Source organism: Daejeonella sp., from assembly GCF_046590655.1.
Classification (GTDB): domain Bacteria; phylum Bacteroidota; class Bacteroidia; order Sphingobacteriales; family Sphingobacteriaceae; genus Daejeonella.
Window position 1 is genome coordinate 1 of sequence record NZ_JBKJUM010000083.1, and the last position, 19,579, is coordinate 19,579.

A 19,579-nucleotide genomic window follows, 5' to 3' on the forward strand; every position below is an offset into this window, starting at 1 on the left:
GACTTAAAAGTAAGACATGCTCTTAATCTTCCTGCCACTAATAATTCCTGGGGCGGAGGTGGCTTTTCCCAGGCTTTAAAAGACGCTATTGATAGAGCCGGTTTACAAAATATTTTGTTTATTGCTGCGGCAGGAAATGATGGAACTAATAATGATGTAACCATTAGATATCCATCTTCATATACAAGTGAGAACATTATCGCAGTGGCCTCAATTGTAAAGGATGGTAGCATTTCTAGTTTTTCCAATTATGGTCTCCAAACTGTAGATCTGGGTGCTCCCGGCTCCGCAATTACCTCTACCTTACCGGTAAGTAGTAAAGGGAAAATAGTTTCTTCTTATGGTAGCTATAGTGGAACTTCTATGGCAACACCGCATGTCACTGGTGCGGTCGCATTGTATGTATCCTCAAATCCGTCAGCGTCAGCATCACAAATTAAGAATGCTATTTTAACTACAACTCTTAATACTGCCTCTTTAAATGGTAAGTGTTTAACCGGCGGAAGGTTAAATGTCGGCGGCTTTTAAAGCAGGCTATTATATCAGCATATTTGGTAATGCACCTGAGCAAGAAGAATACTATATAAAATTATTAAATTCTTACAAATAAATAAAGCCTGGTAGCTTACTATCAGGCTTTATCTTTTTAAAAAAGTCCTGTTAGAAACTATGTTTTACTTTCCAGTTTCTCCACGATCGGGGGTGCTGCTTTGAACGTATTAAATTTCGGCTTAACAATCCGGATACTCCGTTTGGAAAGATCTATGCTGGCGTTTAATTCAAATCCTACGAGGATAATAAGAGAGTTAAGATACAGCCAGATCATGAGGACAATTAGGGTACCGATTGATCCGTAAAGTTTATTGTAGTTCCCGAAATTGTTGATGTAGTAGGAGAATCCCCAAAAAGTAAAAATGGCGAGGATTGTTGCCATCCATGAACCTGCACTAAAGAATTTCCATTTTTTAGGATGGGCAGGGCCATAGCGATATAAAAGTGATATCGTAACGAAGTAAACAACTATCAGGATAAACCAGCGCCCTGTATTGACGAGGTGCACCCAAAAAGAGTCTTTAAAACGCAATTCTGTTTGTAGCATGCCGAATACATATTCTCCAATGGTCATAATGATCAAACCGAAAATTAGTGCGAATGATATCAGAAGAGTAAGGTAAACTGCTACAAGGCGCTGTTTAAGCCATGGACGGGTTTCCATAAGAAGAGATGACTTATTAAACGCCTGCATCAGCGTATGTACCCCATTGGTTGCAAAAAACAAGGCTAGAATAAAACCAAAAGAAAGCAATTGCGAATTCTGGTTATTTACTATATCCATCATAGTTGTTTTAACCGCTTCATACGCCTCCAGCGGTAAAACAAGGGCAATGAGTTCCATCAACTGATTCTGGAAACCAGGTATTGGAATATAAGGTATTAAGGTAAAAATAAAAATTATAGCCGGAAAAATGGCCAGCATAAAGTTGTAAGCGAGGGAAGAAGCTTTATTTATAAGTTCGTCTTTTCCTATTTCCATGAAAAAGAAGCTTGCTACGGTATATACTGGCAACGGGCTAAAACCTGGCAGGATCATCACCTTAGTCCACTCGATAAGCAGATAATAAGGTCTTAGTCTCAAAAGTAATTTATGCAGCCAGATCATAGATTTAATTAAAATGAACTTTAAGCTTATTCAAAAAATCGTCGGGAGGGTAGCATGGCCGATTATTTTCCTGTCTGATAAATACCAGTGTAGTTTCGCCAAGATTTATTAATTCTTCTTTTTCGTTCGATAACTCGTATTTGAAATGGATCCTCACTGCCGGCATACGCTCCATTAAAACTTTTACAGTGATTTCTTCGTCATAGAAAGCCGGTTTGATGTATTTACATTTAAGCTCGGTAACCGGCATAATTATTCCGGATTCCTCCATCGATTTATAAGTCAGTCCCAGGCTCCTCAGCATTTCTACACGGCCAACCTCGTAGAATTCCGCGTAATTTCCGTAATACATATATCCCATTTGGTCTGTATCGGCATAGCGTACCCGGATTTTAGTTGAATGAACAAACATTATTTCTTGATATTTCGCTCGTTCAATGCCTGCTGGAATTTCCTTGCATTTCTGGAGTGTTCAGTCAAAGTCATTGCAAAGTTATGATAACCTGAAAAATCTTCTTTTGCACACATATAAATATAATTATGGCTTGAATGATTGAGCACCGCATCAATAGCATTAATACTTGGCATGCCAATCGGCCCTGGTGGAAGGCCTGTGTTCATATAGGTATTGTATGGCGAGCTGATCCGAAGGTGTTTGTTCAGAACTCTCCGAATTGAAAAATCATTTGCAGCATAAATAACAGTCGGATCAGCTTCAAGCTTCATCCCTTTTTTTAACCGGTTCATATAAAGGCCCGCAATCGTCGGCATCTCTTTATCCATTAGAGCCTCTCCATCTACAATAGATGCCAGAACACTTACCTCGGCAGGAGTTAGGTCTATCTTTTCCGCTTTGCTTTTACGCTCGGGTGTCCAGAATTTTTTATATTCGTCGTGCATTCTCGTAAAGAACTTTTCCGCTGAAGTATTCCAGTATACTTCATAAGAATTCGGGATGAACATGGTATATACATTGTCAGTATTGAAACCATACTTTTCTACGAAACCTGCAGAGTCTAATAATCTCCCTATTGATGCAGAATCAGTTTCGAGTTTTTTTGCAACCATGCCGGCAAGGGTTTGTTTTAACCTCACGTTCTGAAATGATATTTTAACGGGCTCCTGGTTTCCTGCTTTCAGCATATTGATAAAAGAACGGTTGCTCATTCCTTTTGTCAAAGGATATCTACCGGGTTTAACACTTTTAGGGTATTCCATGTTATTTGCAGCATTCAGAAAGGAAATATCGTCTTTAACTATGCCGTCTGTTTTGATCGTATTGTAAACATCATCAAAATTGGAACCGGTTTTGATGTAAAGATAATCTGTGTTATCTGTAACATTGGGACCGAAATATTTAAGATAATAATTAAAAGCTGTTCCGGCCAGCATGATGATAAAAACTATTCCCAAAGCAATTAAGCCTTTTAATTTCAAACTAGTTTTATTTGTTGTAACTGCGGTCATTCTATCTTAATGATGTTTGTGATTTTAGTTTCTGCATTGCCAATAAACCCCCGTTCAAGTTTCGGACGTTTATATATCCTTTCTGGGATAAAATCTGCCTGGCAGTTTCACTCCTCAAGCCGTGCTGGCAGATTACTATAATTTCTTCGTCTTTGCTATATTCAAGGTCCTCAATTTCGCTAATAAGCGTACCAAGAGGAATATTAGTACCTCCCAGATTAAATGTATCAAATTCAAGCTTTTCCCGTACATCTATAATTGTCAGGGAATTGTTTTCCTTATAACTTGAATTAAAGTCCGCTGCGGAAATATTCATAGCTTTTTTAGTTGCTTAAGACAACATCAATTTGCGTACCGATACTTACCTTATTCAGAGTATCACTTATTGCAGGAAATTGGCGAATGATCTTTGCACCAGCCGAGTCAATGACAGATCCCTCAAAACTTACTTCGCCCAGCCTTAGGGAGGAGCCTAAAAGCGAGAGTCTGGCTTCGTTAAGGTTTAGGCCAAGCAAGTTCGGAATATCTACCTCACTAGCGCCAAGGCCATCACCCAATACAAGGTCTACCCTTGATCCTTTGGGTATCTGCTGGCCTTTCAAAATAATATTTCCTCCAAAGGCTGAACTTATTACAACATCCCTGGCAACATCCGAAACATATGATGTGTCGCCAACTTTTAACTGGTAATTGTTTAAGATAGATCGCACCTCCAGATAGGTTTTGCCCGCAATGTCGGGAAACTTAATATTGGGAGCGTCCCTGGTAATAATGAGGTAGATAGTGCGGTTAGCTTTCACATTCGTGTTAGGATCCGGATCCTGTTCTACTACTATACCAGGTTCTTTGTCGATAAGATAAACTGAATCGTTGATCTGATATCTTAATCCTTCGGCTTCCAGAAGTTCGATTGCCCTCCCGATGCTTAGCCCCTTAAGCTTTGGAACCGGCATTCCTTCACCATGATGGGTGTAAAAACCGAGACTGTAGAAAATGAACAGCAGAAATGCGATAATTGAAACTGCAGCAATAATGAGATTTTTCCGAAAGGTTTTGGTTTTTAAGTAATCAAAAAATTTGCCCATTAAAGCTGCTTATTATTAAATATGTTGATATTCCATTATAGTAACGTGCTATTTAATTAAACAGCATTTAGATTCCAAAAATAATTCAAAATTAGGCAATACCGAAGATAAAAATAAAGCACGCTTAGAGTGCGAATGATTTTTACAATATATTTGGGGCAATGAAGAAGATAGTAGCATTAGTAACAGGCGGATTTACTGGTGAGTCTGTTGTTTCCATTAAAAGCTCCGCATTTGTGGAGTCGCAGATAGACCAGACGAAATTCGAAGTATATAAGGTTGTGATACTCAAGGATGAGTGGTATTATGAAGATGAATACCAAATAAAATACCCAGTCGACCGGAATGATTTTAGTATCAAACCTGGTGAAAACAAGATAATTTTTGATGTCGTTTTTATTATGCTTCACGGCTCGCCCGGAGAAGACGGAAAACTTCAGGGGTATTTTGATATGCTTGATATTCCCTATACAAGTTGTGATGCCCTTACTTCATCACTTACTATGAATAAGGGGTATTCGAAAGCAATAGTAAACGGGATTCCGGAACTTCATATTGCTAAATCGATACAGTTATTTGAAAACTCAGAAAAAACCCCCACTATATTACTTACTAACCTTAAGCTACCTTTATTTATCAAACCAAATAACGGCGGCAGTAGCATTGGAATGAGTAAAGTAAAAACTTCAGAAGAGCTCCCTTCGGCGCTCGATAAGGCTTTCAGGGAAGATACTCAGGTGCTGGTCGAAGAGTTTATCCATGGGAGAGAATTTTCAGTGGGTGTTTATGAGGGGAAAAACGGAATTACCGTCCTGCCCGCTACCGAAGTGATTCCTTCTAATGACTTTTTTGACTTTGAAGCTAAATATACCCCGGGCGCAACTGAGGAAATTACACCGGGAAGAATGAGTGAAGAGGAGAAAGCGAATGTTGAACGCATTGCAAAGGACGTTTACATCAAGCTTAATTGCCGCGGGATGGTAAGAATCGATTACTTCTTGCAGCATGAGACCAGCAAATTTTACTTTGTAGAGATTAATACTATACCCGGCCAGACAGCTCAAAGTTTCATTCCTCAGCAGGTAAAGGCAGCAGGAATGGTTATTGGGGAATTTTATGGGGAGTTAATTGAAAAAGCTTTAGAGACCCGATAGCGGCGCAGCTCGCGTCCTCAACACATTTCAAACAATCTGGGTTCTAAACCTCAGCGGAGCTGTATTCGATTGCAAGATTTATGCAAGCGAGATAGGTTTGTCGACACAGCGGCTGGAGGCCGCGTGTCGTCACGAGATCCCCGAATAAATCGGGGAACAGCCGAAAACGTTCACTGACATTTACCGATGACTTATTAAATAGAGTACCTACGTATCATATCCTCCGACACTTTCACTCCTTTTCCGGTATTAGTAACGATCATAACGTAATCAAACCATCCATCACAGGATACTTTTCGGGTTTTGAGATTAACAATTTCAAATTTAACCCTCGCACCTTTGGGATTGATAGTCTCAATTCCAGTTTCAACACTGAAAGTATCTCCCAACCCTAAAGGCCGTTTGTAGTCGACATAAGCAGTTCTTACCACCCAGCCATACCCTTGCTCGAGGAAAGTTTCCATTGGCATTTTATAACACACCTCCATTTGTTCGTACCTGGCCGCAAGAACGTAGTCAAAATACGTGCTGTTATGTACATGGTTGAACATATCAATATCATCGGGACGAACTTTAAATTCGGTTTTGAAGCTGCTGTAGGTTTTGGGAGTTTCCATTGTGTGACGAAATTCGGGGTAATTATTGGGAAAAGGAAATGCTGTCAGTTATCAGTCGTCCGTTACCAGGCTAGATGTATATCGTCGCTTAAAAATGATGGAATTCAAAAGTAATTAGTTGCCGATTCAGGCATCCTGTCAGGCAACAGGTAACTGGCAACAGGTAGCCGAACTCCCGCAACAGGTACCAGACATCCAGTATCTAAAACGCACTTGCAATTTACATCAATCAATTGTATCTTTGCAAACAATTAACAAATCAATTCACGCTTTAATATTATTCAGGTAATGTATTTAAGTATAGAGTACAAGGCAGACATTTTTGCCAGGCACGGAAAAGGTGCTACAGACACAGGTTCTGCGGAAGGGCAGGTAGCATTATTTACCTCCCGTATTGCTCATTTAACCGGGCATTTGAAAAAAAACAAGAAGGATTTTTCTACACAATTATCTCTTCAGAAACTTGTAGGTAAACGTCGTGCCCTGCTTGCGTATCTTTACAAAAAAGATATCAACAGGTATCGTGCGATTATCAAAGCATTAGAGTTAAGAGACATTATAAAATAATCTTAGCAGAAAATTGCGAAGCCATCCTTATGGGATGGCTTTTTTAGTTGAAAAAACAACCAAATATAAAAGATGGTGTATTCAAAAGAGGAAAAGTACATCGCAACGAAAAGCAAATGAGTCAAAACGCAATTAAAAAAGTATTCGATCTGGGCGATGGCCGTATGATCGAGATTGAAACCGGAAAGCTAGCGAAGCAAGCTGATGGTTCAGTAGTAGTGAAAATGGGAGATACGATGCTCCTTGCAACTGTTGTTTCTACAATAGGTGCTAAAGCTGGCACAGATTTCTTACCACTATCTGTTGATTATCAGGAAAAATATGCGTCTACCGGACGTATTCCCGGCGGGTTCTTACGTCGTGAAGCAAGGCTTTCAGATCATGAAGTTCTTATCTCACGTTTAGTTGACCGGGCCCTTCGCCCAATGTTTCCCGATGATTATCATTCGGATACCCAGGTAATGATTTCTTTGATTTCGGCTGATAAAAATATCATGCCTGATTGTCTTGCGGGACTTGCAGCATCTGCAGCGATTGCTGTATCCGATATTCCGTTTAACGGCCCGATTTCAGAAGTACGTGTTGCACGTATTGATGGAAACTTTGTAATTAATCCTTATCTAAGTGATCTGGAAAGAGCTACTATCGATTTCCTTGTCGCAGGAACTGAGCATGACATTGTAATGGTTGAAGGTGAAGCTGATGAGATCTCTGAAGAGGATATGGTTGCTGCTATTGAATTTGCACACAAAGCGATTGTGATCCAGGTTCAAGCTCAAAAAGAACTTGCTGAAATGGTCGGAAAGACTAAGAAACGTGAGTACACCCATGAATCTCATAATGAAGAGCTTAAAAAAAATGTGTATGCAGTGACATACGATAAGGTTTACGCTGTTGCGAAATCTAATTCAGGAAAGCAGGAAAGAGGTGATGCATTCGGTGCAATCCTGATGAATTTTATCGCCACCTTAGGTGAAGATCTGGATGATACAACCGGCTTTCTTGCAAAAAAATACTTTCATGATGTACAATATGACGCAATCCGTAACCTGGTTCTCGACGAAGGCATTCGCTTAGACGGACGGGATGTACGTACTGTCCGCCCAATTTGGAGTGAAATTGGATACCTGCCATCTGCGCACGGTTCAGCAGTATTCACCAGAGGAGAAACACAATCGTTAACTACTGTTACTTTGGGTGCCAAATCTGATGAGCAGATGATTGATGGTGCATTCTTTAACGGATACCAGAAATTCCTTTTGCATTATAACTTCCCAGGTTTCTCAACAGGTGAAGTTCGCCCTAACCGTGGTGCCGGCCGTCGTGAGATTGGTCATGGTAACCTCGCGATGCGTTCTTTAAAGAAAGTTATCCCTATGGATGATAACCCCTATACTATCCGTATCGTTTCTGATATCCTTGAATCCAATGGTTCTTCATCAATGGCAACAGTTTGTGCAGGTACGCTTGCACTGATGGATGCCGGTGTGAAAATCAAAGCTCCTGTTTCAGGAATTGCAATGGGATTGATCACTGATGAAAAAACTGGCAGGTATGCAATCTTGAGCGATATTCTTGGTGATGAAGATCACTTAGGGGATATGGATTTTAAAGTTACCGGAACGGAAGCAGGTATAGTTGCTTGTCAAATGGACTTGAAAATCAATGGATTGAAATGGGAAGTATTAACCGCTGCTTTAAAGCAAGCCGGTGAAGCACGTCTTCATATCTTAAATGAAATGAAGAAAACCATTTCTGCACCTCGTGAAGATTACAAACCACATGCACCGCGTATTGTAACCCTAAAAATCGATAAAGAATTCATTGGCGCTGTTATAGGTCCCGGTGGTAAGATCATTCAGGAAATGCAGCGCGAAACTGGCGCTACCATCGCTATTGAAGAAAAAGATAATCTTGGTATCGTACAAATCTTTGCGGATAACAAAGAAGCAATTGATAAGGCCGTTAGCCGTATCAGAGCTATAGCTGCAAGGCCTGAAGTTGGCGAAACTTACGAAGGAAAGGTTAAAACGATTATGCCATTTGGCGCTTTCGTTGAGATCATGCCTGGTAAAGACGGACTTCTTCATATCTCTGAGATTGATTGGACGCGTCACGAAACTATGGATGGCGTCCTGAATGTTGGTGATATAGTACAGGTTAAACTTCTGGATGTAGACAAACAGGGAAAACTAAAGCTTTCACGCAAAGCATTACTTCCACGTCCTCCAAGACCAGAAGAGAATAAGCCTGCGGAAGCTTAATTTTGAAGGTTGATATATTATTAAACCTGACCGGAGTAATCTGGTCAGGTTTTTGTTTTTTCTTAGCAATTGTAGTAAATTGCACTGTTATGAGTAAACAAAAGGATATTATTTTAAAGGAGCCAACAGCAGATTACGAAAAAGCTGAAATGGACTTGCTGAAATCTGCCTTGATGAGATCTCACACCGAGCGCTTTCATATGATGACTAAGCTTATGAAAATGAATCAAATGCTTCGCCAGACAACAGTTAAACATAAACCCTTTCCTGATACAGAATAATCATCTGCGATGGATGTCTTCGACGAAGAACTATTCCGCTTTTGGAAAATCGCCTTTGAAGACGATCTTAAATATATTATGATCGGTGGCGTAGCAACAAACCTTCACGGATATCATGACCTCCGTAAAAGGACTTACGCAATCGTTTAGCCATTATTACAACTTAGCATCAATTGCTTCTATATATGATGTAGAAGTGCCATTCCTTCATATTAATCATTTAATTGACTCGAAAAAGTCGGCCAACAGAATAAAGGATCGACTGGATATAATTGAGCTCAAAAAAATAAAAAAGATAACTGAAGAAGGTCTCTAGTACTTCTTACTTAGTCTTCGTAAGTATCTTCCAAAACTGTAGATTTATCCCATGACCCATTTAATCGCCCCTTCAGTACTCTCTGCCGATTTTGCCAATTTGCAAAAGGATATTATCATGATCAATCAAAGTGAGGCCGACTGGTTCCATATTGATATTATGGATGGGATGTTTGTTCCCAATATCTCCTATGGTTTCCCTGTTTTAAATGCAATTAATAGATATGCGACCAAGCCCTTGGATGTGCATCTGATGATTATGAATCCTGACAGATATCTGGAGGATTTTAAAAATGCTGGTGCAGCAAACATAACGGTGCATTATGAAGCATGCACACATCTTCATCGCACTCTTGGTGCAATAAAAGAATTAGGATGTAGGGCAGGGGTAGCAATAAATCCGCACACCCCGGTTAATGTTCTTGAAGATATAATCGATTACGTTGATCTTGTTTGCATAATGTCTGTCAACCCCGGTTTTGGTGGACAAAAGTTTATAGAGAACACTTACCGAAAGATCCGGACATTACGTTTGCTTGCTTCAGGGCGCAATAATGACCTTTTGGTCGAGATCGATGGAGGTGTAGGATCCCACAACGCCTTATCACTTTTAAAGGCCGGAGCAAATGTTCTTGTAGCGGGTAATGCAGTATTTGCGGCTAATGATCCTTCTATAGCTATTTCTGAATTAAAACATTTAAATTCGGATATGTTAACAGCTTGATCTGCATGTGAAGCGCCAAATCAGAACCTATTGTCTTTTTGTCTTTTTACCATTTGATTTTCGATATTTCTTTACTATCGCTGTTTTAATGTTTTCATTAACAGCAAGTGGGCAGGAGGTTTCAACAATCCGAGGTACTGTACGCTCTTCCAGAGGGGAGTTGCTTAGCGGTGTGACAGTACAGGTTAAAGGCTCAAAATATATCACCCAGACTGATCGCGATGGTACTTACTCCATCACTTCTGTTCCACTTAATATTAATTTGACATTCTCCCGTCTCGGATTCAAAACTGTAACACTTCAATTAGGATTGCTGGCTTCGCGTGAAAATTCACAGGATGTGGAATTACTTTCCGAGGTACAATCCCTGGATGAAATAAACATAACTGAAAAATTCAGCGGCAGCAATTTCAAACTTGTAGACCCTGACAAATTTAGTGCTTATCCAAGTGTTTCGGGGAGCTTTGAAAACTTGATTAAAAATATGCCGGGGGTGTCAGCCAATAATGAGCTAAGTTCGCAATACTCTGTGCGAGGCGGTAATTTTGATGAAAACCTTCTCTATTTGAATGATATTGAAATATTTCGCCCATTGTCGATTAGCAAAGGTCAGCAGGAAAGTCTGGGATTTGTAAACCCTGATATGGCGACTAACGTAAGATTCTCAGCTGGAGGTTTCGAAGCTCGATACGGAGATAAACTGTCGTCAGTATTAGATGTAAGGTACGCAAAGCCCGACACGTTTTCTTTGGAGGCATCTGCCAGTTTTCTTGGAAGTTCTGCAACATTAAAAGTGCCTTTTAAAAACAGTTTTATTCTCGTGGGCTTCAGAAATAAAAAAAACCAGGATTTGTTAAAGAGACAGAATTTAGTTGGAAATTTTAGTTCTAGATTTTCAGATTACCAGATTCTATATAAACAAGAAATTTCGCCTAAAATTAATTTCTCCTTATTCGGAAATTACAATAAAGGCGAGCTGGATGTACTTCCGGGACAAAGGGAAACTGAATTTGGCACTTCAGATGAGGTCTTGAAGTTATTTGTTAATTACGATGGCACGGAGTCAATACGATATGCCTCGGCGATGGGTGCTATTTCTTTAGGCTATAATTTTTCGAACACCTCAAGCATAAAATGGGTAAGTTCTTTAACAGGGATAGATGAAAGTGAAAATACGGATTTGTTAGGCCTGTATACTTTTGATGAACGGGATGGACTCGGCACCGGAAATAGTGGCAATTTGCTAGGCCGAGGAAGTCAATATGATTTTACACGTAATCGTATTCATTCACTTATTTATAACTCTGAGTTGAGAGTTTACAAACAGTACCGGAAATCATTTCTGGAAATGGGAGCGAGGATTCAAAAAGATGAAATCAATGACGATATCAATGAATATATCGGATTGGATTCGACAGGTTATTCACGGCCGGGAAATGGAAACTTTATATACTCAGATTTAATCAATGAGCAGAATGATGTAAATGTGAGGAGGATCAATGGTTTTTTTCAAAATACGTTTAATTTAAGCCCATACTTAACTTTCGCTGCTGGCATAAGGGCGAATTATAATTCCTTTACGAAGGAATTATTAATTAGTCCGAGGGTATCATTTATGTACTACCCGGATAATTCCGACGATTTGTTGTTGAGATTCTCAGCTGGTGCTTATGCGCAGGCTCCCTACTATCGTGAACTACGAAATTTCAATGGCAGCATAAATCCGGACGCCAGATCTCAGCGCTCATATCAAATATTAAGTGGCGTGGACAGCAAATTTAACGGCCTGGGTACAAGGTTGAAGTTTACCTCAGAAGTTTACTACAAGTTTCTTAGCCGCCTTACACCATATAAAACAGAGGATCTGAGGGTTCTGTATTTTTCAGATCAGCAGTCGAAGGGTTATGCAGCCGGGATGGATTTCAGCCTTGCTGGTACTTTTGCTAAAGCGCTGGAGTCAACATTTCGCCTTTCTGTAATGAAAACAGAAGAAGATATAAAAGGCGATCAATATACCATAAAGGGAGGTACGGGCATAACAAACACTACCATTATGCCCGGATATTTGAAGCGGCCAACGGATCAGCGAATAAATCTTGGAATATTATTTCAGGACAGACTTCAACAAAACCCTACCTACAAAGTACACCTAAACCTTCTTTTCGCATCGTCATTACCTACCGGGCCGACTGGATCACCGCGATATAAAGACGTTTTTAAAATTCCTGCATACAAACGCGTTGATATAGGTTTCTCTAAAGATTTTGTAGATCCTGATAGCCGGAAAATTATTCCTTTTTTCAAAAAATATTTCCAGTCGTTAAGTGCACACGCGGAAGTGTTTAATCTTCTGAATAATAAGAATACAGCATCTTATCTTTGGCTAAAGGATGTTAATGCAGTTCAATATGCTGTGCCTAACTATCTGACCTTCCGGAAATTTAATTTTCGAATTACAGCAAAGCTAAAAAGCCGTTAGAAATATGTCACGATTTGGGATTATGGCTTTAGAAAGGGCGAATGTCTCAGAATATTCTGCTATTTTTGAGCAATCAATCCTTATACCATGACATATAATTTTGGTGCAGGCCCCTGCATCTTACCTCAGGAAGTTTTTAAACAGGCTGCACAGGCAGTACTCGAATTTAATGGTACCGGCTTATCTATATTAGAAATATCTCATCGTTCTCCGGAGTTTGAGCAGGTAGTTGACGAAACTGTTCGCCTGATTAAGGAATTGCTTAATGTTCCTGAAGGTTATTCGGTTATCTTATTACAAGGAGGCGCCTCAATGCAATTTTCCATGGTTCCTATGAACCTACTCGGAGACGGACAATCGGCCGCATACCTGGATACCGGAGTATGGGCGACCAAAGCACTCAAGGAAGCTAAGATTGTCGGAAATGTTGATGTAGTTGCTAGTTCGAAAGAAGCCAATTACACATATATCCCAAAGGATTATCAGATTCCTGCGGATTCTGCATATTTCCATTATACTTCAAATAATACTATATATGGTACGGAGCTTTTCGAAACGCCAAAAACATCCGTTCCGGTTGTTTGCGACATGTCGTCTGATATTATGAGCAGGGTTATTAATGTAGCTGACTTCTCACTTATCTATGCAGGTGCCCAAAAAAATATCGGGCCGGCTGGGGTAACGGTTGTGATCATCAAAGATAGTATTCTTGGAAAGATCGACCGGAAACTGGGTTCAATGCTTGATTATAAAGTTCAGATTGAAGGGGGCTCAATGTATAATACGCCTCCTGTATTTGCAATATATGTAGCCATGTTAAATCTCCGCTGGCTAAAATCCAAGGGTGGAATAGCTGATATTGAAAAAGAAAATCTCTCAAAATCTGATGCCTTATATAAGGAAATTGATCGTAATCTTTTATTTAAAGGTACCTGTAAGATAGAAGACAGATCAAGAATGAACGTTTGCTTTGTTATGGAGAACCCCGAACTTGAAAAGTCATTTTTGAAGTTTGCTGAAGACCGGGACATTATCGGTATTAAGGGTCATAGAAGTGTGGGTGGATTCCGTGCGTCATTGTATAATGCGTTACCAATAACAAGTGTTCATGTGCTTATTGACGCAATGCAGGAGTTTGAAGAAAAACAACGTAATCAACAGACATTTTCCTAATCACACAGGCAATAAAGTTAATTTTGCGTAACTGACTATATCTTAAAATCAAATAATTATAATTAATATGTTTCGTATTCTCGCCAACGACGGCATTGATCCAATAGGTAAAGAATTATTAGAAAAAGCTGGTTTTCAAGTTGATATAGTGCACATCCCACAGGCAGAATTGTCAGATGGATTAAAGCAATATGACGGCATTACTGTAAGAAGTGCCACTAAACTCAGGCAGGATCTACTTGATGCATGTCCAAATTTAAAGCTTATTGGCAGGGGTGGCGTAGGTATGGACAACATCGACGTTGACTACGCAAAAAGTAAAGGAATAGCTGTTTTTAACACACCTGCTGCATCATCACTTTCAGTAGCTGAACTGGTATTTGCCCATCTTTTCACAGGAATCCGGTTTTTGCAGGATTCGAATCGCAGAATGCCCTCAGAAGGCGATTCAAAATTTAACGATCTCAAGAAAGCATATGCTAAAGGTGTAGAGCTTCGCGGAAAAAAAATCGGTATCATTGGTTTTGGACGAATCGGGCGTGAAACTGCCCGGGTTGCCCTTGGCCTCGGAATGGAAGTGCTGGCTTATGATCTCTTTGAAGTTCCTTCAGAACTGGTGATTCAGCTCGCCGGAAACATCCGGGTCACTTGCCCTATTAAAGCAACAAGTGTTGATCAGTTGATTAAAGAAGTGGACTTCATAAGTCTTCACGTTCCGTATTCGGAAAAACCTATCTTAGGTAATGAAGAATTCGAAAGAATGAAAGATGGTGTGGGAATTGTAAATTGCTCACGAGGTGGTACGATCGACGAGGACGCTTTGCTGGAAGCTTTAAATTCAGGAAAAGTTGCATTTGCCGGGCTTGACGTATTTGACAATGAACCGACACCGCGACGGGAGCTACTTACTCACTCGAAAGTCTCCCTTACCCCGCATATCGGCGCATCCACAAACGAAGCACAGGAAAGAATAGGCACAGAGTTGGCGAATTTGATCATCGATTTTTTCAAAACAGTTAAAGTGTAAATTTCTTTTTAAGGTTTGCATTTGTAATTATAGACTAATGCCTACTATCAAGCCTTTCTACGGTATCCGCCCCAATCCCGCTTATGCCGGCAAGGTTGTGCTTGATCTCGAAAATTTAAGCCTCCAGGAGGCAAAAATTATCCGGCAGGAGAATCCCTATTCTTTTGTGAATATGCTCGTTCCAAAGGTGGAAAATCTTTTTTTGAGAGGTTCTAAAAATGAGCTGGCTTTCAAACAGATCAATGAAAATTTCGAAGAGTTTATTGAAGAGGGAGTTTTAGTTCAGGAAACCAAGCCATCCTTATATGTATATCAAGTCTCCCGGGAAGGAAATACACAAACCGGGATTTGGACTGTAACATCTGTAGATGATTACCTGAATAATAGAATTAAAAAACATGAATTTACGAGACCTGAGCGTGAAGCTGTCCTTATTGATTATCTACAGCAGACGGGTATCGATGCTAATCCGGTTCTGATCGCCTACCATACAGTCCCACAAATAGATCATCTAATCGATGAAGTTTGCTTGTCGCAGCCAGAACTCTCTTTTAATAAGGCTGGTGCAATACATAAGCTTTGGAAGACTGACGAGAGTAGCCTTTTGAGCGCTATAGTAAGTGAATTTGCAAAATTGGATTCTACATATATTGCTGATGGTCATCATCGTGCGGCGGCTGCTTCTCTTTTAGCTTTAAGACAACGGGAGCTTAATCCCAACCATACCCGCGCTGAAGAATTCAACTTTTTCACATCGGTCTTTATGGCTTCCGATCAGTTAAAGATCTATCCTTTTCATCGTCTGGTTAAAGATTTGAATGGCAGGAGCAAACCGGAATTTCTGGCGGAGCTTAGCAGGCATTTTTCCATTGAACCCACTGATGCCACAGTTTTACCAGGAGAACTGCACGAATTCGGGATGTATTTGGATGGTCTTTGGTATAAGCTAAAAGCTTGTAGCAAAACTTATCAGGACGGCAATCCACTTTCCGAACTGGATGTATCGATCCTTCAGGAAATGGTTTTCAATGACATTTTAGATATACCTGATCCAAGAACTGATCCCAGGATAGGCTCTTCGGGAGGGATTTTGCCCCTCGAAGATCTTATTCTGCAGGTTGATAATGGTAGTTATGCAGTAGCATTCACTTTATTTCCCACTTCAATTAATCAGCTTTTTAGAGTTGCCGATGAGGGGCGCGTGATGCCGCCAAAATCAACGTGGTTTGAACCCAAATTCCAGGCTGGGCTTCTGACACACAAGATAAATTGATTAAGACGCAGATGGTCGCAGAGTGTTATGGTAAATGATAAGAAAGCCCTTTCACCGCAATTTCGGCGCTATAACCTTCTTCTTTTAAGGACTGACTAAAGATTTCCATCGATGAATTCTCACCATGTACAAGGAAAACTTTTTTAAGCCGGGCGTTATCCTGTTGTTTCACAAAGTCTAGAAGATCATTATGATCACCATGTCCACTGAACAGGTCGGTTTGTTTGATCGTTGCATAAACTGATAATTCCCGGTGCCTTATATTTACAATTGGGTCCCCTCGCAGCAGGCGGTTGCCAAGTGTGCCTTTAGCACAATAGCCGATAAAAAGTATCGTACAGTAATAATTGGATATATTATAATATAAATGGTCCTGGATACGACCTCCTTCTAGCATTCCCGCCGAGGAGATGATTATACATGGTTCATAGTAATTCGAAATTGCTTTACTGGCATTCATATCCTGGATATACTCCAGATTTTCAAATTCAAATTCATCGCCTTGCATTTTATAGAAATCCTGTGCCTCTTTATTCAAAATCGGATGGTGTTTTCTAAAAATGTCTGTAGCGTAAGTCGCCATTGGGCTATCCACGAAGACTTTTACACGTGGTAATAATCCTTTAGAAAATATTCGGTTTAATGAGTAGACCAATGCTTGCGTCCGGCCAACGCTGAAGGCAGGGATGATTAACCTTCCGGGCGATTTTACGCAGGCTTCGTTTACTGTGTCTACTAACATCTCTTCCACACTTTGGGTAGCCTTATGCCATCTTCCACCGTATGTTGATTCACAGACGAGATAGTCAACCTGTGGCAAAGGTTCAGGATCATTCAGTACCGGGTAGTTCTTCCGACCGAGATCTCCACTAAATGCTATTGTCTTAGTCTCACCGTGTTCCTTTACTGTTAACACCGCAGCTGCTGCACCCAATAAATGGCCGACTGGCACAAAAATTAGACTAATCTCTCCGTTTATTAGGAAGCATTTATTGAAACCTATAGTTACAAAGCGGTCGACAGTTTCCATGACATGTTTTTGCAGAAAAAGAGGCTTTGGACCACTGTGAAAGCCGCGCTTTCCCTTTCGGGATTTCCGCTGTTTGTTGAGAAAAATGTTTACCGAATCTAAAAGTAGAAGCTCTGTTAAATCTGCCGTTGGGGCAGTGCATAAGATCTGGCCTTCGAACCCGTGCCTTACCAGCGTCGGTAAATTTCCAGAATGATCTATATGGGCATGAGTAAGTATTACTACGTCGATGTCAGAGGGCATAAAAGGAAATTGCTCATTTTCTTCCAGCCAGGTATCTTTTTCGTAATCCAGACCACAGTCAATTAAAATACTGTAATTATTTGTTTCTAAAAGGTGCATGCTCCCGGTAACTTGTTGTGCAGCACCCCAAACGGTTAGTTTCATTGGTTAGTTTTTTGGTTGTTGGTTGTTGGTTGCCAGTTATCCGTTACCCGTTACCAGGTTGGGCGGATAACCAACCAAGTATTTGAATTAGTCACCTTACTAAGCATCCGGCCTGATAACTGGCAGCTGGTAACTGATTACTGATCACCGCTCACCTGAGCCTCCAGCTGTAATTGACTCAAATATCTATACAATCCTTCTTCATTTCTCATTAGCTCAGAATGATTGCCGCTTTCAATGACTTTGCCTTTTTCCAGGACGACGATCTTATCGGCTTCACGAATTGTTGAAAGGCGATGTGCGATAATAATCGAAGTTCTGTTCTTCATTAATTCCTCCAGAGCTTCCTGGACCAGGCGTTCAGATTCTGAATCAAGCGAGGAAGTTGCCTCATCGAGAATAAGAATTGCAGGATCTTTTAAAAGAGCACGTGCAATCGCTATTCTTTGACGCTGTCCACCCGAAAGTTTCACTCCACGCTCTCCAACCAGGGTATCGTAAGCCTCTGGGAAACCTGCTATAAATTCGTGTGCATTGGCTCTATTTGCAGCGGTAATAATTTCTTCTTCACTCGCATTCAATCGCCCATAAGCGATATTCTCACGAATAGTTCCGCCAAATAGCAAAACATCCTGTGGAACTATCGCCACCTGGTTTCGCACATCTGTAAGGGAGTACTCAGAAGCATTTCTATCGTCAAATAGGATATTTCCCGCCTGTGCATCATAAAATCGCAAGATAAGTCCGGCAATAGTAGATTTTCCAGCTCCGCTTGGCCCTATTATCGCAACTTTCTCGCCTCTTTTTGCTTCAAATGATACACCATTCAGAACTGTTATTTCCTTCCGGGAAGGGTAAGAAAAAACAACATCTCTAAATCGCAGATTTCCTTCAATTTTTTGTTCAATTTCATTATTCGGTCCCTGCATAGAGATCGGCTCGTTTTGTTCGCCGAGTAACTCTAATACACGCTCACTTGCACCGAAAGCTTTCTGCATAGTAGCATACAACTCGGGGAAACTTCCCATTGCTGCTCCAACAAATGTGGAAAGCAAAATAAAAGTAAACATACTGGCGAGGCTTATTTCTCCAGCCTGAACAAGGTGGGAACCATACCAGACAACAGAAACAATTGTTCCAAACAAACAAAATACGATGAAGGAAGCAAACATCCCTCTAAATCTAGCCCCCCTCATAGCAATTTTTACCACTTCCCGAATACTTTTGTTATATCTACCTACCTCATAAGCTTCGTTAACAAAGGCTTTTACATTTGAAATTCCCTGAAGAGTCTCTTCCACAATGGTATTTGATTCTGCTAATTTGTCCTGAGCTTTCCGCGAAAGTCGACGTATAAAACGACCGAAAACTACAGCAATAACCACCATAACAGGCAGTACGGCCAGCAACATGAGTGTTAACTTGCCGGATACGAGCACAAGAAAAATAATCCCACCGGTAAAAATTATAATTTGCCTGATCATCTCCGCGAGGGTGGTTGTAATCGCATCCTGTATCTGAGAAAGGTCGGCAGAAAGCCGGCTATTTAACTCACCGACCCTTCTTTGAGAAAAGAAGTTCATTGGAAGTGTTATCAGATTATGATAAGTGTCGCGGCGAATGTCTGCAAGGCCTTTTTCAGCTACTTCAACAAACCAGTTGATTCGGAAATATGAGAATATCGACTGAACAAACAACACTCCGAGTAGAGTCAGAGCAACGGTATTTATATCGGTAGGGAAGGAGTCTAATATTTCTTTTGGCATGACAGCGCCGGCTGTTTTAGTTTGAGCTCCGGTACCGATAAGCCTTCCCATTAATAAGGGGAAAAGGAAAGAACTGCCACTCGATATGATCAGGCAGGCTAAACCAAGGAAGAACTTAGTGCGATAGGGCTTGAGGTAAGATAACAGCCTCATCACTTGTTTTAAACTTTCCTTATTGATTTTTGCCTTCGGGAGTTCTTCAGACTGGGTGTTTCCACTGTTTAATCGCGCACGTGCCATTTAAAATTCTTGGGATTATTTCGTCAATAATATGACGCGCAAAATTAGCCTAATTTGCGCAGGTTGTGCG

Annotated in this window: 19 protein-coding genes; 11 read left to right on the top strand and 8 right to left on the bottom strand. The window is 40.5% G+C overall.

Translation table 11 applies throughout. From position 1 onward, the window contains the following. The coding region (locus ACLL8Z_RS08000) for a S8 family serine peptidase (RefSeq protein ID WP_411274246.1) at nucleotides 1-528 on the top strand (528 nt) is incomplete at its 5' end. A 139-nt stretch (nucleotides 529-667) separates the two neighbouring features. On the opposite strand, the gene ACLL8Z_RS08005 is transcribed toward ACLL8Z_RS08000, so the two are convergent. The 5 genes from ACLL8Z_RS08005 to ACLL8Z_RS08025 are packed head-to-tail and all read right to left on the bottom strand — an operon-like array spanning nucleotide 668 to nucleotide 4,212. Beyond that, nucleotides 668-1,660 (bottom strand): YihY/virulence factor BrkB family protein, encoded by a 993-nt coding sequence (locus ACLL8Z_RS08005; RefSeq protein ID WP_411274247.1) that lies wholly within the window; start codon nucleotides 1,658-1,660, stop codon nucleotides 668-670. Between the two features lie 4 nt (nucleotides 1,661-1,664). Continuing rightward, complete coding sequence (locus ACLL8Z_RS08010) at nucleotides 1,665-2,072, bottom strand: acyl-CoA thioesterase (protein WP_411274248.1); 408 nt, start codon at nucleotides 2,070-2,072, stop codon at nucleotides 1,665-1,667. Then, entirely contained in the window at nucleotides 2,072-3,127 is a 1,056-nt protein-coding gene (gene mltG, locus ACLL8Z_RS08015; RefSeq protein WP_411274249.1) for an endolytic transglycosylase MltG, read from the bottom strand. Before mltG ends, ACLL8Z_RS08010 begins: the two co-directional genes overlap by 1 nt. Before the next feature lies 1 nt (nucleotide 3,128). Continuing rightward, complete coding sequence (locus tag ACLL8Z_RS08020; protein WP_411274250.1) at nucleotides 3,129-3,443, bottom strand: rhodanese-like domain-containing protein; 315 nt, start codon at nucleotides 3,441-3,443, stop codon at nucleotides 3,129-3,131. A 7-nt stretch (nucleotides 3,444-3,450) separates the two neighbouring features. Continuing rightward, nucleotides 3,451-4,212 carry a PASTA domain-containing protein gene (locus tag ACLL8Z_RS08025; RefSeq protein WP_411274251.1) on the bottom strand — a complete coding sequence of 254 codons (762 nt, stop codon included), beginning with the start codon at nucleotides 4,210-4,212 and terminating at the stop codon, nucleotides 3,451-3,453. 161 nt (nucleotides 4,213-4,373) lie between these two features. Between ACLL8Z_RS08025 and ACLL8Z_RS08030 the strand changes: the two genes are divergently transcribed. Next, entirely contained in the window at nucleotides 4,374-5,366 is a 993-nt protein-coding gene (locus tag ACLL8Z_RS08030) for a D-alanine--D-alanine ligase (RefSeq protein ID WP_411274252.1), read from the top strand. 194 nt (nucleotides 5,367-5,560) lie between these two features. Here ACLL8Z_RS08030 and ACLL8Z_RS08035 read toward each other — a convergent pair whose 3' ends face one another. Next, complete coding sequence (locus ACLL8Z_RS08035) at nucleotides 5,561-5,983, bottom strand: acyl-CoA thioesterase (protein WP_411274253.1); 423 nt, start codon at nucleotides 5,981-5,983, stop codon at nucleotides 5,561-5,563. A 288-nt stretch (nucleotides 5,984-6,271) separates the two neighbouring features. Between ACLL8Z_RS08035 and rpsO the strand changes: the two genes are divergently transcribed. From rpsO to ACLL8Z_RS08080, 9 genes are all read left to right on the top strand, one after another. After that, complete coding sequence (gene rpsO / locus ACLL8Z_RS08040; RefSeq protein WP_411274254.1) at nucleotides 6,272-6,550, top strand: 30S ribosomal protein S15; 279 nt, start codon at nucleotides 6,272-6,274, stop codon at nucleotides 6,548-6,550. Nucleotides 6,551-6,666: 116 nt separating this feature from the next. After that, nucleotides 6,667-8,814, top strand: coding sequence for a polyribonucleotide nucleotidyltransferase (pnp, locus tag ACLL8Z_RS08045; protein WP_411274264.1), 2,148 nt, complete (start codon nucleotides 6,667-6,669; stop codon nucleotides 8,812-8,814). Nucleotides 8,815-8,903: 89 nt separating this feature from the next. Continuing rightward, nucleotides 8,904-9,095, top strand: a complete 192-nt coding sequence (locus tag ACLL8Z_RS08050; RefSeq protein ID WP_411274255.1) for a hypothetical protein — start codon at nucleotides 8,904-8,906, stop codon at nucleotides 9,093-9,095. Between the two features lie 9 nt (nucleotides 9,096-9,104). Further along, entirely contained in the window at nucleotides 9,105-9,245 is a 141-nt protein-coding gene (locus ACLL8Z_RS08055) for a hypothetical protein (protein ID WP_411274256.1), read from the top strand. A 217-nt stretch (nucleotides 9,246-9,462) separates the two neighbouring features. Next, on the top strand, nucleotides 9,463-10,134 hold the full coding sequence (rpe, locus tag ACLL8Z_RS08060; protein WP_411274257.1) for a ribulose-phosphate 3-epimerase: 672 nt from the start codon (nucleotides 9,463-9,465) through the stop codon (nucleotides 10,132-10,134). Nucleotides 10,135-10,222: 88 nt separating this feature from the next. Further along, nucleotides 10,223-12,613: a carboxypeptidase regulatory-like domain-containing protein gene (locus tag ACLL8Z_RS08065; protein ID WP_411274258.1), complete on the top strand. Its 2,391-nt coding sequence runs from the start codon at nucleotides 10,223-10,225 to the stop codon at nucleotides 12,611-12,613. An 87-nt stretch (nucleotides 12,614-12,700) separates the two neighbouring features. Next, a complete protein-coding gene (gene serC, locus ACLL8Z_RS08070; RefSeq protein WP_411274259.1) occupies nucleotides 12,701-13,786 on the top strand; it encodes a 3-phosphoserine/phosphohydroxythreonine transaminase in 1,086 nt (361 codons plus the stop codon). Between the two features lie 67 nt (nucleotides 13,787-13,853). After that, nucleotides 13,854-14,813, top strand: coding sequence for a D-2-hydroxyacid dehydrogenase (locus tag ACLL8Z_RS08075; RefSeq protein WP_411274260.1), 960 nt, complete (start codon nucleotides 13,854-13,856; stop codon nucleotides 14,811-14,813). A 37-nt stretch (nucleotides 14,814-14,850) separates the two neighbouring features. Continuing rightward, complete coding sequence (locus ACLL8Z_RS08080) at nucleotides 14,851-16,086, top strand: DUF1015 domain-containing protein (RefSeq protein WP_411274261.1); 1,236 nt, start codon at nucleotides 14,851-14,853, stop codon at nucleotides 16,084-16,086. A gap of 25 nt (nucleotides 16,087-16,111) precedes the next feature. Here ACLL8Z_RS08080 and ACLL8Z_RS08085 read toward each other — a convergent pair whose 3' ends face one another. Beyond that, a complete protein-coding gene (locus ACLL8Z_RS08085) occupies nucleotides 16,112-17,503 on the bottom strand; it encodes an MBL fold metallo-hydrolase (RefSeq protein WP_411274262.1) in 1,392 nt (463 codons plus the stop codon). Between the two features lie 137 nt (nucleotides 17,504-17,640). Then, on the bottom strand, nucleotides 17,641-19,509 hold the full coding sequence (locus ACLL8Z_RS08090; protein ID WP_411274263.1) for an ABC transporter ATP-binding protein: 1,869 nt from the start codon (nucleotides 19,507-19,509) through the stop codon (nucleotides 17,641-17,643). Between the last annotated feature and the right edge of the window lie 70 nt (nucleotides 19,510-19,579).